At 61.0% G+C, this 13,608-nt stretch carries 16 protein-coding genes; 3 read left to right on the top strand and 13 right to left on the bottom strand.

The window, feature by feature from the left end:
- The first annotated feature begins 59 nt into the window (after positions 1-59).
- The gene (locus HALLA_RS11710) at positions 60-539 is read left to right on the top strand and encodes a pyruvoyl-dependent arginine decarboxylase (RefSeq protein ID WP_049953526.1); all 480 of its coding nucleotides are present in this window, start codon (positions 60-62) and stop codon (positions 537-539) included.
- 58 nt (positions 540-597) lie between these two features.
- On the top strand, positions 598-1,002 hold the full coding sequence (locus tag HALLA_RS11705) for a DUF5811 family protein (RefSeq protein ID WP_049953525.1): 405 nt from the start codon (positions 598-600) through the stop codon (positions 1,000-1,002).
- A gap of 30 nt (positions 1,003-1,032) precedes the next feature.
- Here HALLA_RS11705 and HALLA_RS11700 read toward each other — a convergent pair whose 3' ends face one another.
- The 3 genes from HALLA_RS11700 to HALLA_RS11690 all read right to left on the bottom strand — a co-directional run bounded on the left by HALLA_RS11700 (position 1,033) and on the right by HALLA_RS11690 (position 2,567).
- The gene (locus tag HALLA_RS11700) at positions 1,033-1,440 is read right to left on the bottom strand and encodes a DUF6276 family protein (protein WP_049953524.1); all 408 of its coding nucleotides are present in this window, start codon (positions 1,438-1,440) and stop codon (positions 1,033-1,035) included.
- A 111-nt stretch (positions 1,441-1,551) separates the two neighbouring features.
- Positions 1,552-2,274, bottom strand: coding sequence for a V-type ATP synthase subunit D (locus HALLA_RS11695; protein WP_049953523.1), 723 nt, complete (start codon positions 2,272-2,274; stop codon positions 1,552-1,554).
- Positions 2,275-2,363: 89 nt separating this feature from the next.
- Positions 2,364-2,567: a zinc ribbon domain-containing protein gene (locus HALLA_RS11690; protein WP_049953522.1), complete on the bottom strand. Its 204-nt coding sequence runs from the start codon at positions 2,565-2,567 to the stop codon at positions 2,364-2,366.
- Between the two features lie 62 nt (positions 2,568-2,629).
- Here HALLA_RS11690 and HALLA_RS11685 point away from each other — a divergent pair, with 62 nt between their 5' ends.
- A complete protein-coding gene (locus HALLA_RS11685) occupies positions 2,630-2,938 on the top strand; it encodes a hypothetical protein (protein ID WP_049953521.1) in 309 nt (102 codons plus the stop codon).
- Here the strand turns inward: HALLA_RS11685 and HALLA_RS11680 are convergent, their stop codons facing one another.
- From HALLA_RS11680 to ahaH, 10 genes are all read right to left on the bottom strand, one after another.
- Positions 2,939-4,552 (bottom strand): long-chain-fatty-acid--CoA ligase, encoded by a 1,614-nt coding sequence (locus HALLA_RS11680; RefSeq protein WP_049953520.1) that lies wholly within the window; start codon positions 4,550-4,552, stop codon positions 2,939-2,941.
- Between the two features lie 144 nt (positions 4,553-4,696).
- Entirely contained in the window at positions 4,697-4,975 is a 279-nt protein-coding gene (locus HALLA_RS11675; protein ID WP_157231367.1) for a hypothetical protein, read from the bottom strand.
- Positions 4,976-5,129: 154 nt separating this feature from the next.
- Positions 5,130-6,554, bottom strand: a complete 1,425-nt coding sequence (locus tag HALLA_RS11670) for an ATP synthase subunit B (protein ID WP_049953518.1) — start codon at positions 6,552-6,554, stop codon at positions 5,130-5,132.
- A gap of 2 nt (positions 6,555-6,556) precedes the next feature.
- Complete coding sequence (locus HALLA_RS11665) at positions 6,557-8,320, bottom strand: ATP synthase subunit A (protein WP_049953517.1); 1,764 nt, start codon at positions 8,318-8,320, stop codon at positions 6,557-6,559.
- 3 nt (positions 8,321-8,323) lie between these two features.
- Positions 8,324-8,656, bottom strand: a complete 333-nt coding sequence (locus HALLA_RS11660) for a V-type ATP synthase subunit F (RefSeq protein WP_049953516.1) — start codon at positions 8,654-8,656, stop codon at positions 8,324-8,326.
- Positions 8,653-9,705 carry a V-type ATP synthase subunit C gene (locus HALLA_RS11655; protein ID WP_049953515.1) on the bottom strand — a complete coding sequence of 351 codons (1,053 nt, stop codon included), beginning with the start codon at positions 9,703-9,705 and terminating at the stop codon, positions 8,653-8,655. Before HALLA_RS11655 ends, HALLA_RS11660 begins: the two co-directional genes overlap by 4 nt.
- Positions 9,702-10,283: a V-type ATP synthase subunit E gene (locus HALLA_RS11650; protein WP_049953514.1), complete on the bottom strand. Its 582-nt coding sequence runs from the start codon at positions 10,281-10,283 to the stop codon at positions 9,702-9,704. The genes HALLA_RS11655 and HALLA_RS11650 overlap by 4 nt, the downstream gene beginning before the upstream one ends.
- 26 nt (positions 10,284-10,309) lie before the next feature.
- Positions 10,310-10,606 (bottom strand): ATP synthase subunit K, encoded by a 297-nt coding sequence (locus HALLA_RS11645; RefSeq protein ID WP_049953513.1) that lies wholly within the window; start codon positions 10,604-10,606, stop codon positions 10,310-10,312.
- A gap of 207 nt (positions 10,607-10,813) precedes the next feature.
- Positions 10,814-13,120, bottom strand: a complete 2,307-nt coding sequence (locus HALLA_RS11640; protein WP_049953512.1) for a V-type ATP synthase subunit I — start codon at positions 13,118-13,120, stop codon at positions 10,814-10,816.
- Positions 13,107-13,439 carry an ATP synthase archaeal subunit H gene (gene ahaH / locus HALLA_RS11635; RefSeq protein ID WP_049953511.1) on the bottom strand — a complete coding sequence of 111 codons (333 nt, stop codon included), beginning with the start codon at positions 13,437-13,439 and terminating at the stop codon, positions 13,107-13,109. Before ahaH ends, HALLA_RS11640 begins: the two co-directional genes overlap by 14 nt.
- Between the last annotated feature and the right edge of the window lie 169 nt (positions 13,440-13,608).

Raw genomic sequence — 13,608 nt, 5'->3', positions numbered from 1 at the left:
ACGAGTCGAGGCTCCCCCGAATCGCAACGCCTTACGCTATCGATCCCTGAAACCGGATAATGAGCACGATTCGAATCGTCTGGGGAACCGCCTCGGCTCCCACGGCGATGGCATCCTACGACGCCGCACTCGCCGAGGCCGGCGTCGAGAACTACAACCTCGTGGCCGTCTCGTCCGTTATTCCGGCCGATACCACCGTCGAGGCCGTCGGCACTGCACCCGACCTCGGGCCCGCGGGCGACCGGCTCACGGTCGTCGAGGCTCGAGCCACGACCGCCGGTCCGGGGCGGGTGAGCGCCGGACTGGGGTGGTCCCAATCAGTCGAGGATGGACCGGGCCTGTTCTACGAAGCCGCGGGTGAAACCGACAGCGATGATATCGAAACGCGCGTACGAGAAGGGATCGAAAGTGGGCAGGACCTTCGAGACTGGGACTTTAGCGAGCCTCGAGTCCGCGTCGAAAGTGCGCAGGCGGCGTCTGGAACGTATACGACCGCGGTCGTGTTGGCGGTCTACGGCGACGGCGAGCCAATCGTGTGAGTTGTCGGAAGCCGAATCCTTTTGACCGCCCGTCCCTATTGGGCTGGTAGGACTTCTCATGAACGGAAATACGCCGTACGCGGGCTTGCCGGGTGTTACTGGGGCTGGAAAGCGTGCAGCGGCGGACATCCCCGATCTGACGAACACGCAAAAGCGGACGCTTCATCGCGATGTTTCGCGGATCGCGGCTCGAACGCGGGAGTACCTTCCCAACGAGTACGTCGTCGATTCGGATATCTCCCACGGATCGACCGGTCCGCAGGTGACCGTCGCCGTTCGACCACCCGTCGGCCACGCGGTCAGCGCAGGGTTCACGCCCGACCTCGAGGCGGATCTCGAGGATGCCGCCGAAGAAGTGATCGACGCCGACGAGCGCGACGAAGTCGCCCGCGGTCTGGCCGCAAGCGCCGCCTTGCAGGTCAAACAGGCACTGAGCAACAACGTCACGCCGACGGCGAGATAGCCTCGTCCGACGAAACGGCTTATAACGGGTTCAGTATACAAATTGCTCGAGTTGGTGCAATCGCCGCTCGAGATCCATCGTCGGTTCGACCGACGGATCCTGACACACTCGCTCGAGTGTCAACAACGGGTCCGTTCCCGCCCGCTCGAGGTCGGCTACCAGCGCCTCGAGATTGTTCCGATTCCGAGCGAGCGACGCACACAATCCGAGCGCGAGTGCGACCCCGGCGGCCGGTTTCTCCCGAGTCGGAAACGCCTCGCTGACGATAGTGAAGTCTGGAGAGTCGGCTACCGCAACCTCGTTGGATTCCTCGAGGTCAGTAACACGCAGGCACCGCGAACAGATCGTCGCTACCGGCGCTTCTGACGGTGCGTACTCTCCGTATGCTTCTGGCACCTCGAACGGAACAAGCGGCGAATCGCAGTGAGAACAGTACATAGATCGTCTGTAGCAACCGTTTCGGTACTTAATGTCGTCCGAGCAGGACCTGGGCGCGCTCGGACCGCCTCGCTTCCCCCACCCCCACACCGCTGGCAGGCCAACGCGTCGTTAGTCGCCGCCCGCCGCGCTCCCGATCGGCGGCGTTTGGCCGCCTTCGAGGTCCTCTGCTTTCTCGGCTTCTTCTGCAGCCTTCTGTTCTTTTTCTTCCTGTTCTTTCTTCTCTTTGATCTTTTTCAGCCGGAAGGTCTCCTCGCGTTCTTGCTCCTCGAGTTTCTGTTCGATGTACTCCTGACTGCTGTAGAGATCCGGAAGGAGCTTGAACTCGAGGGCGTTGACGCGCCGTTTGGTCGTTTCGATCTCTCGGAGCATCTTCTTCATCGCCGTCTCGACCTCGGCGGCGAGGATAATGCTCTCGAGGAGGTCCTCGTAGGCCTCGGCGGCCTCGTCGATGCGTGCGGAGGTGCCCATGATCCCGTAGCCGCGCTGGTCTAAGTTCTTCGAGACGCGAGAGGATTCGATCTGCGGAACGACGACTCCCATGATGTTCTTGGACTCGGTGGTAATCTCGGGGTGTTCTTGCAGAGCGGCAGCAGCGCCGCGAACGGCGACGTCGCCTTCCATCGCTCGGGCCATGTTGATCTTCTTCTGGGCCGCATTGTAGTCATCCGAGAGTTCGCCGCGGACGTCCTGTGCCTTGTCCAGGATGTCCATGAACTCCATGATGAGACCGTCTCGTTTCTTCTCGAGCGTACCGTGGCCGCGTTCGGAGAGCTCGATGCGATCCTCGATCGCCATCAAGTTCTTGCGGGTCGGCTTGACGTCCTTGGCCATGTTGGTCGGAGATTGCGCCCCCAGTCGGATAACTGTTTACAGTTTTGCTCGCGGTCGGCGCGCTCGGAGCGGATACGGTTCGTCAGTGGTTACCCGAGGAACAGGTCGACCATGTCGCCCGAGGACTGTCCCTTATAGAGTTCAGAGTAGCCGCAGTTGGTACAGCTGATGACCATAAATTTCCGGTTCTGTATGTCGAGGAACTTCGACAAGCCCGTTCCAGTCGTCGAAATTTCGTCGATTTCCGTTTCCGTGCGGTCACACTTTGGACAGCCGTGATCGTCGTCTTTCATATCTTCCTATTCGTGTAACGTAACAAAACATTTGTGCTCGCGCCTCGAGAAGTATCGTACCGATGGTTGAGTTGTTCATCTTCGTCGCGTTCCTCTCGGTCATCGCTGTGGTTTCGCTCGCTATATGGGCCGCGATCGATCGGGAAACGTTGGATCCGACGGTCGTCGATCGAACCGAGGCGCAGCGACGCGCGCGAGAACAGGGCGGCCTGAACGACGTGCAGTCGTCTCCGGATCGCACCGACCGATCCGACGACGGCAGGAAAACGGATGATCGTGCCAGCGAATTCGGGTGGGGCTCGCGGACTGAGGCCGACGAGACGTGGGGAAAACCCGAGGACGACTCCGACGGCGACGATCGGTGGCGGTAGCTACCCCTGTCCGACCATCCGCTCTTCTCCTTCCCACTCTTCCTGTCGAAGTTCGTACTTCTGTATCTTGCCGGTCGCCGTCGTCGGCAACTGCTCGACGAACTCCGTCCGGCGAACCGCCTTGTAGCCCGCCAGATTCTCCTTCGTGAACTCGAGCAGTTCGTCCGTCGTCACTCCCGGTTCGTCGGGGTCGCCGCTCGCGGGAACGACGAACGCCTTCGGCGTCTCGCCCCACTCGTCGCTGGGAGACGGGATCACCGCCACGTCCGACACCTCGGGGTGGTCGAACAGCGCGTCCTCGAGTTCGATGCTCGAGATGTTCTCGCCGCCAGAGATGATGATGTCCTTCTTGCGGTCCTGAATCGCGATCATTCCGTTCTCGTCGATCGTCGCGAGGTCGCCGGTGTGATAGTAGCCTTCGATTCGATCCGAGAACGCTTCCTCGGTCGCCTCGGGCTTGTTCCAGTACTTCTCCATGATCTGGTTCCCGCGGACGACGACCTCGCCGAGCGTCTCGTCGTCGCGGGGGACGTCCGTCCCGTCCTCGTCGACGACCCTGATCTCGGTTCCGAGATAGGCGAGTCCCTGTCGTTTCTTGATTCGGAATCGATCGTCGCTACCGGCCTCGAAGTGTCGACGCGCGTCGGAAGTGGTGATGAGCGGGCCCGTCTCGGTCGCCCCGTAGACGTGTTTTAAGTACCAGCCGAACTCCTCCTCGACGGTTCGGATCGTCGCTTCGGGCGGGGCGCTCCCCGCGGTCGCGAGCCGTACCGGCGAATCGCCGGTCGTCTCGGGTTCGTACTCGTCGTAGTAGTCGACCAGCATGTTCAGGACCGTCGGCGCGCCGCACATGTAGGAAACGTTCTCGTCTCGAACCGCTTCGAAGATGTCTCCGGCGTCGACACCTCGCGCGCAGACGTGTTTCGCGCCGATCCCGGTCACGGCGAAGATGTGACCCCACCCGTTCGCGTGGAACATCGGGAGCGTCCAGAGGTAGGTGTCGTCGTCGGCCAGTTCCTGGTGGGCGACCACCAGATACGCGTGGAGCGTTTCACACCGGTGGGTGCGACAGACGCCTTTGGGATCGCCCGTCGTTCCCGACGTGTAGTTGATCGTGATTATCTCGTCTTCGTCCATCTCCGGTCGGTCGTACTCGGTGCCCGCCGACTCGAGGACGTCGTCGAACGCTTCCCAATTCCCTTCGACGGCATCCACGTCGTTCGTGATGAACGTCTCCGTCGGCACCTCGTCGCGGATCGCTTCGATACGCTCGGCGAAGTCGTAGTCGGCGTAAATCGCGTCGACGCCCGCGTCCGAGAGGATATACTCGAAGTCGTCGGGCGTGAGCCGATAGTTCAGCGGCGTGTGGACTGCCCCGATCTGCATGATTCCGTAGGCCGCCTCGAGATGGTAGTGCGTATTCGGGTCGAGGATGGCGACGCGGTCGCCCTTCTCGATCCCGCGCTCCTGTAGCGCCGCGGCGAAGCGGTCGGCGCGCTCGCCGAGTTCGTCGTACGTGAACCGTTCGCCCGAGGTGGCGACGACCGCCTCGTCGTCGCCGTAGTGCGTTCGGGCCCTGTCGAGAAACTCCGTGACCAGCAATGGCTTGTGCATACATGGTAACGTCATTATCGATTGCTACAGTTTTTTCGGTCAGATGGGTTTCTCGAGTCTACTCACTGGCACGAACCAGTCTCTAGGTGACATAAAACGTTCGCGAGAGGACAGAACGACCGTCCGCTCGAGGGGGAGTGGCGGTTAGCGGTACGCGGTCAGACGGTGGGCGAGTGTATCTGCGATGACCACGAATGAAAGCCCAGAAAGCCCGAATACGAACGATTCAAGAACGGTATCGGTCAAATACAGCATGATACCTGTCCCACCGCCCATGAAGAATACCTCTCCAACCACGTACCATCTCGAGCGCTCATCGAACCCGCCCGATCCAGCGGCGGTCCGTACGAAGAGTACGTACCTAAGCACGATACTCCCCCACCCGATTCCGATACAAAACGCGGCCATCGACGCAATCGTCACGACATCTGTGAGACTCACAGGTTGGATATTCTATCAGAGACACACTTAGATTCTGCTAGGTTTCGACCTACATCTCGGCGCGTCCCGACAACGCAAGAACGGGTAATCGGACGAAAATCAAGCGCGGCCTCGAGTCGAACGACCGGTCGATTCGTTAGTCGGCCGAAACGGCTTCGGCTTCTTCGCCGGTTTCGTCTTCACGGTAGTGTTCTTCGATGAGGTCTTCGTCGATACGATTGAGCGCGTCCTTGGGCAGCATCGACAGCAGGTCCCAGCCGATCTCGAGCGTTTCGTCGATCGAGCGGTTGGTGTCGTAGCCCTGTTGGACGAACTCCTTCTCGAAGCGGTCGGCGAAGTCGAGGAACTTGTTGTCCCGTTCGGACAGCGCTTCGCGACCGACGATGTTTACGAGGTCGCGCAGGTCCTCACCCTCCGCGTAGGCGGCGTACATCTGGTCGGAGACGTCGCCGTGGTCCGCTCGAGTGAGCCCTTCGCCGATACCGTCGTCCATCAGTCGCGAGAGGCTCGGAAGGACGTTGACTGGCGGCTCGATACCCTGACTGTTCAGGTTCCGATCCATCATGATCTGGCCTTCCGTAATGTAGCCAGTCAGGTCAGGGATCGGGTGGGTGTCGTCGTCGCCGGGCATCGTGAGGATCGGAATCTGGGTGACCGATCCGTCGCGCCCTTCGATTCGACCCGCCCGCTCGTAGAGCTGGGCCAGGTCGGTGTACATGTATCCGGGATAGCCACGTCGGCCCGGAACCTCCTCACGCGCGGCACCGATCTCTCGCAGTGCCTCACAGTAGTTGGTCATGTCCGTCAGGATAACCAGCACGTGGTAATCCTTCTCGAAGGCTAGATACTCCGCGGTTGTCAGGACGAGCCGCGGCGTAACCTGTCGTTCGACCGCAGGGTCGTCCGCGAGATTCATGAAGACGACCGAGCGCTCGAGTGCGCCCGTTCGCTCGAAGTCCTCCATGAACTCGTTTGCCTCCTCGGCGGTGATACCCATCGCGCCGAAGATGACTGCGAACTCGGATCCGTCATCGTCCTCGCCGTCTTCTTCTTCCGGAACGGTCGCCTGTCGGGCGATCTGGAGTGCGAGTTCGTTGTGTGGCAGCCCCGATCCGGAGAAGATCGGCAGCTTCTGACCGCGGACCAGCGTGTTCATGCCGTCGATGGCCGAGACACCGGTCTGGATGAACTCCTCGGGATACTCTCGAGAGTACGGGTTGATCGCTTCGCCGACGATGTCGTGTCGTTCGTCGGGGACGATTTCCGGGCCGCCGTCGATCGGATTCCCGGAACCGTCAAGTACCCGTCCGAGGAGGTCCTCGGTGACGGGCATCTTCATCGTCTCGCCCAGGAAGCGAACGGAGGCGTTGCGGTCGATACCGCCCGTGCCTTCGAACACCTGGATCGAGACGATACCCTCGCTCGATTCCAGCACCTGACCGCGAAGGGTCCGCCCGTCTTCGGTCTCGATTTCGACGATTTCGTCGTACCCGACCGGCTCGTCGACTTCGGCGAACACCAGCGGACCGCTAATTTCCGTGATAGTCTGGTACTCTTTCATTGTTAGTACAGTGCTCGCAGTTGTTCTTTGAGGTCGTCTTGGATCTCGTCGATGAATTCGTTCCACTCCTCGGCTGTACCCATGCGGTTGAGCCGGGGTGCGGCGTCGACGTTTTGAATCTCTTCGACCGGAACCCCTGCCTCGAGCGCTTCGAACGCTTCGTCGTTGAACGTCTCGATCGCTTTGAGCATTCGGTAGGTCTTCTCGGGTTCGCAGTAGGTGTCGACGTCGTGGAGCGCGTTCTGCTGGAGCCAGGCCTCACGCAGATAGCGTGCGATTTCTAAGGTCAGCTGCTGGTCTTCCGGCAGCGCGTCCTTACCGACGAGCTGGACGATCTCCTGCAGTTCGTCTTCCTCGTCGAGCACGTCGACCGCCCACTGGCGGGTGTCCGACCAGTCGCCCGCGATGTTGTCCTCCCACCACGGATCGAGCTGGTCCTTGTACAGCGAGTACGATTCGTTCCAGTCGATCGACGGGAAGTGCCGACGTTCCGCGAGGTCGGCGTCCAGTGCCCAGAACGTCTTGACGATACGGAGCGTGTTCTGGGTGACCGGCTCGGAGAAGTCCCCGCCCGGCGGCGAGACCGCACCGACGACCGAAATCGACCCTTCGTCGCCGTTAATCAGCTGGAACTTGCCGGCGCGCTCGTAGAACTCCGAGAGCGAGGCGGCGAGATACGCGGGATACCCTTCTTCGCCGGGCATCTCCTCGAGTCGGCTCGAGATTTCGCGCATGGCCTCTGCCCACCGCGAGGTGGAGTCGGCCATCAGTGCGACGTCGTAGCCCATGTCGCGGTAGTACTCCGCGATCGTGATTCCCGTGTAAATGCAGGATTCACGCGCTGCGACGGGCATGTTCGACGTATTCGCGATGAGACACGTCCGGGCCATCAGCGGGTTTCCGGTCTGTGGGTCCGGCAGTTCCGGGAAGTCCTCGATGACCTCGGTCATCTCGTTACCGCGCTCGCCACAGCCGATGTAGACGACGATGTCCGCGTCGGACCACTTGGCGAGTTGCTGCTGGGTAACGGTCTTTCCGGATCCGAACGGACCGGGAATCGCCGCCGTTCCGCCCTTCGCGAGCGGGAAGAGGCCATCCTGTACGCGCTGTCCCGTGACGAGCGGTTCGGTTGGCGTCTCCTTGTCACCGGCGGGACGGGCCTCTCGGACCGGCCACTCCTGGTGCATCTGGATCTCCTCGCCGCTGTCGAGTTCGACGACCGTCTCTTCGACGGTGAACTCGCCGCTTTCGACGCTGGTAACTTCCCCACCCTCGTAGTCCGGTGGGACCATCACTTTGTGTTCGATGGTGACCGTCTCCGGGACGACACCGACGACGTCGCCGGGTTCGACTACGTCGCCTTCTGTGACTTCGGGTTCGAACTCCCACTCCTTCTCGAGGTCGATACCGGGAGCGTCGACCCCGCGGTCGAGAAACGCCGTTCCCATCTTGTCCTCGAGAACGTCGAGTGGACGCTGGACGCCGTCGTAGATGGAGTCCAGCATGCCGGGTCCGAGGTCGACGCTGAGCGGTTCGCCCGTGTTTTCGACGGGTTCGCCCGGGCCGACGCCGGAGGTTTCTTCGTACACCTGAATCGTGGTCAGGTTCCCTTCGATCTCGATGACCTCGCCCATCAGCCCTTCGTCGCCGACGTAAACGACGTCGTTCATCCGGGCGTCGAGGTCCGCGGCGGTCACGACCGGACCGCTCACGCTTTCGATTACACCGTCTTCGTCGACGGTCTCGGTTTGTTCTGCCTGGCTCATAGTTTAGCTGTCTTCGTCCTCGTCCATCAGGTCGATCCCGATCGCGCGTTTTATCTGTTCGCGCAGCCCGCCACCACCGGTTCCGCTTCCGATCGTGACGACGACCGGCTCGACGCTCGTCTCGACTTCCTGTCGAACGTTTCGTGACAGGTACTCGAGATCGTCGTCGTGCATGACGACGATACCGACGCCATCGTCTTCGAGGGCGGCCGTCGCTGCGTCGTCTAACCGTTCGTCTTTTTCGTCGTCCGGAACGTTCTCGAATCGACTGACTCCCGCGAGGCGGAAGCCGGTTGTAAACTCCGGACTGCCGACGACTGCGATTTCCTGGCTCATAGGATCACCAGCTCTTCTTCAATCTCGTTCTCGTCGAGTCCGACCTCGCGGCCGCGCGCGATCGCACGGATATTCTCGACCTCGCGCTCTTTCGCGAGAACGAACGACAGCACCGGTGATATCGAGGTCGGATACACGCTCGAGAGCGTATCAGCGTACTCGAGCAACGCGGCGTCTAGTGCGTGCTCGAACTGGATAAGGCTGTCAGCATCGCGCAGTTGATCCAGCGCCCCCGACAGGCGGTCGCCGTAGCGTTTGTTCTCCGCGATGTGATCGACGAGCGTGTCGTAGTCGCCGATCAGTCGGTTCAGGTCGGACTCTTCGAACAGTACGCCACCCTCGATGTAGTAGGCGGCTGGATCGAGGTCCGCCCCGCTCCGTGCGAGACGCAACGCGTTCCGTGCGTTTCGGAAGTCGATCTCCGCCTCGAGGAACTCGACGTACTTCGCCTGGGGCCCCTCTCGGGGTCGGCCAAGATCCTCGAGTAAATTCTCGTAAAACGCTCGATCCAACGCGTTTTCTAGCGGAACGAGAGCACCGCTTTCCTCGTAGGCCTCGTAGGCGTCTTCGAGCTGGTCGGCGAAAATCGTCCCCTCGATAATCTCGATGACGTCTTCGATCGAATCGACTTCGACCAGCCGATCGAGCGTTCCGTCGTCGAGTTCGCCGGCTCGAATGAGGTCTGTCTGGATCTCCTCGGGATCGCTGTCCGTGTAGATCCCGCGAACGATCGTTTTCAGGTTCCAGACGTCGAACTTTCGGAGATATCGAACGATTCGATCGTAGAGTTCGCCCTCGGACCACTCGAGCAGATCGTCGAAGTGCTTCGCGAGGTTTCGGTTCAGTGCGTACTCGATCAGATCGACGCCGGAAAATCGGGTCCCGAGCGCGTTGATCTCGGTTTCGTACTCCGTCTCTTCCATGAACCGCGCGATCTCGCTCGGCCCCATCCGGATCAGTTTGCGGTAGTCCTCGTCGGACAGCATCGCCGCTCGGCGCGAGCGAACACGGGCGTTCACGTACTCCGGATTCGAGGCACCTGTGCTCATTGCTCGAAGAGTCGGTTACTGATCTCCTGGAGGTTGTCTTCCCAGACGTCCTCGAGCACCGAGTCGAACGTGTTGTTGACTCGCAGTCGGGACGCCTCGCTCTCGACGACGACACCGCCGAGACAGTCGTATTCGCCGTCGTACTCGTAGCCGTCGTACTCCTCGAGGATCGATTCGATCAGTTCCTCGTCGGATTCGCGACCGTAGACGGTGACTGTGTCGTCCTCGTCGAACTCGACCGTCGCGGCCTCGAGGAGTTCGCGAGTGAGTTCCTCGCGGGTGTCGCCCTCGAGCGAGGTGAGTTCGTCCTCGACGGACTCACGTACGTCCGTGAGAACGTCGCGGCGTGCCTCCAGGCGTTTTTGTTTCGCCTCCAGTTTCGCACTGGAGAGTCGCTGTTCGCGCAACTGCTCGATCTCGCGCTCGACTTCGTCTTCGGCGTCGGCGACGATTTCGTCTGCGTCTTCGCGGGCGGCTGACTCGATCTCTTCGGCGCGCGTTTCGCCCTGTGAGCGGATATCCTCCGCACGCGCGTGAGCCTCTTCTCGGATGTCCTCAACGACTGTGTCCAAACTCATTGTAAGAAGGTTCGAAGAGGGACGCTTTAAGGTCCGACGAAGAGCGCGACCAGTGCGAAGATCACGAGCGTCTCGGGGAGGACTGTCAGGAGAATTCCGATACCGGGCGAGATGGAGTCCTCGGCGAGTGCACCGACGACCGACGCGCCGATCGCTCGCTCTGCGTATCCTGCGCCGATGGCTGCGAGACCGATACCGAGGGCCGCCGCTGCGCCTCGTTCGATCATCGGACCGCCACCGCCTGCGGCTTCTTCCTGCAACACGACCGCGTTCTCAGCGAAACTGTTCAGCGCGAGTCCAAGTTCGAGTGGAGCTTCGATCATGATTGTAGTTTTCTCGTGGTTTTGCAACCGGACAGGTAGTACTACTCCGCAGTGTCTTCTTAAAACTTCCCAAACCAAACCGCCGATTCTGGCCTGCTAACCCCTGACACGCGGGCCCGAGACGCTCTCTCGCGAGTTTATAGCTACCGGATAGGAGACGAAAACAAATGAAAACGAACCCAAACTGAGCTCGAAACGACTGCCGAATCAGTTGTCGTCGTCGATCCGTTCACGACCGAACGGTTCGAACTTTCGTCCACCGCCTTCGTAGAACCGATTGAAGAACTCGACGTACTCGAGACGAATTCCCTGAAGGCCAGCGCTGGTGATGCCGAGCAACAGGACGACGACGTGACCGAGTACGAGGACGAACACGCCGATGATCGCCATCAGGATGCCGCCGTGGAGCAGACCGCCGAACATGACTTCGCTCACTTCGTGTCCGTGGTAGGTGCCCTGCTCGAGCATGTACTGGGGTGCGTGGCTGGTCCCGAAGTGCCATTCAGCACCCGAATCGCCCTCGACGACGTAGACCCCGAAGAACAGCATGTTGACGACGAACGCCATCCCTGCTTTCGCGAGGATGACCGCCGCCATCCGGAGGTACGAGAGCACGTCACCGAAGACGTTGAAACTCTCGAGGCCACCGATGATGATCCCGAGGGCACCGTAGTGTCTGACCTCGCCGTAGACCATCGTCACGAAGCCGAACAGTGCGATCAGCATCGGGACGCCGACCGCAAGGCCACCCAAAACTGCCGGGGCGGCCTCGGGCAGCGAGAACACTTCCATGACCGGGAAGCCGTCGAAGCCGATCGGGATCGGCCCCTCGCTACTGAACGTCTCGAAGAGGAACGCAGGCTTCGCTCCCTCGCCCTGGACACTGAAGATCCACATCCAGAGGCCGATCATGAGCAGCGCCCACGAGCCGTTCTCGAAGTAGGCATCTGCGACGCCGTGTTCGAGGTCGTTGATAAAGCCGAAGATGTACCCGATGGTAAGGTGGCCCAGTCCGATGAAGACGCTCGCCAGCAACCACGCCTGGCTAAACTGGGAGAACGCGGGCTGGATTCCCTTTCGCAACGGTGGGCCGTCGCTAAACAGGACTTCGCCGAGAACGTGCAGCCCGAACACTTCGCCGTACAGAATCCCGAACAACATCGTGAAGCCGCCGGCCCACATGCCGATCGCACCGAGACTCCGAACGATGTCTTGGTCGAACTGACTGTACAGCAGGTAGCCGACGCCGGTATACAACAGTCCGTACCCGAGGTCGCCGAGCATGAACCCGTAGAACGCCGGGAACGTCAACAGCAACACGATGGTCGGATCGAGTTCGCTGTACTTTGGCCGGTCGATCAGTCGGAGCAAGAACTCGAACGGCTTTGCAGGACCGACGTTGTCCTGGATGACCGGTGGTTCGTCCACCATCGTCACCGCACCGCTCGCCGTCGCCGACCCGCCGTCGGCAAGCGCCTCTCGAGTTTCGCGCTCTTCTTCCTCTTTGGCGACCGTTTCGTCCGAGTCCGCAGTGCCGTCGTGTTCGACGGCTTCCGTTCGCGTCGGATATCCCTCGTCGTTGTAGTCGGCTCGAACGAGTTCCTCGATTTCGACGCTGTCGCCGACGACATCGTTCAGGCCGGAAACGAGTCGGTCGTACTCCTCGGTCGGAAGCCAGCCTTCCGCGACGAACGCGTGCTCGGTCGTCGCGAACTGCAGCGGCGCTTCCGCCTGTTGTACTTCGATCGACAGTTCCTCTTCGGCTCGCAGGAGAAAGTCACCGTCTGCCTGTTTGATCTCCTCGAGTTCGGCGTCGATCTCCTCGAGTTGGGACTCGAGTTCGGCTTTTCGGGACTCGAGGTCTGCCACGTACGCCTCGGGACTCTGGTCGGTCTCGGGAACGTCGTGACGGGTGAACTCGACGCCGACGAGCGCGTCGTCGATCGGGTTGTCGCCGGCTGATTCGGAAGGTGCGGCGACGATTGCAACGACGCCGTCGTCGGTGAACGTCTCGTAGGCCCGAATCTCGTCGGCCGCCTCGAGGGCCGCCTCGACTTCGTCGAACGATCCTTCGCCGACGAGGATGTCGACCGAGTTAAAGCCCGACAGCAAGTCGAGATCGATTCCGAGCGTGGCGAAGGGTGCAACGCGGTCGATCCGCTCGTTGACCTGGCGCAGTTCGTCGTTGATCTCGTTGCGCCGATCGTCGAGTTCGTTGATTCGCGTTCGAATGGACTCGAGTCGGTCCTCCCATCCGTCCTTGAGCGCTCCCGGATCCGGGTCGACCTCGTCGACTGAGAGATCCAGCGTGCTCTCGAGGGCACGGACGGTGACGAGCTTTTCGGAGGCGGACTCGGCTCCCTCAATCGGGTCGCCGTTGTCGAACCCCTCCCAGGAGCCGTCGTAGTCCGAGAGGTGAACCAGATTTAGTCCGTGGATCGTCTCGATAACCGGGGACATGACGCCCCTCGAGCCGGTCACCGAGACCTTGCTCATCCGTTCAGGTCTGAGCATGGACGTCCTCCTGGAACAGTTCGACGACGTGGGCTGTCACTTCGTCGACCCGGTCGCGGGCGCGCTCGGCGAGTTCCTCCCGCTCTTGCTCGCCTTCCTCGAGAACGCGCTCGCATTCCTGATCTATTTCTTCGCGCGCTTGCTCGAGCCGGCGTTCTTTGAGCTCGCGCGCTTGCTGTTCAGCGTCGGTGCGAATCTCCTCGGCGCGTTCCCGGGCCTCGGCTATTCGCTCGTCGCGGTCATCTTCTGCCTGTGCGACGATGTCGTCGGCCTCGTGTTCGGCCGACTGAAGTCGTTCGAGAACCTCTGGCCTCGGCATAATCTAAGCAAGCGAAACTTTGCTCAAGGGCGTATATGGTAGTTGCGAAAGTGATCCGCCGTTGGGGCCGAAAGCACGGTTTGATTGTGGTGTGGTTGCCCAACCCACTCGCCCCGGAATTCGGCCACAAACCGAGAACAGCAAGCATATTGTGTTCGAACTGGAACTG

The organism is Halostagnicola larsenii XH-48 (assembly GCF_000517625.1).
Lineage (GTDB): Archaea > Halobacteriota > Halobacteria > Halobacteriales > Natrialbaceae > Halostagnicola > Halostagnicola larsenii.
This window is presented reverse-complemented; position numbering and strand designations above follow the sequence as displayed.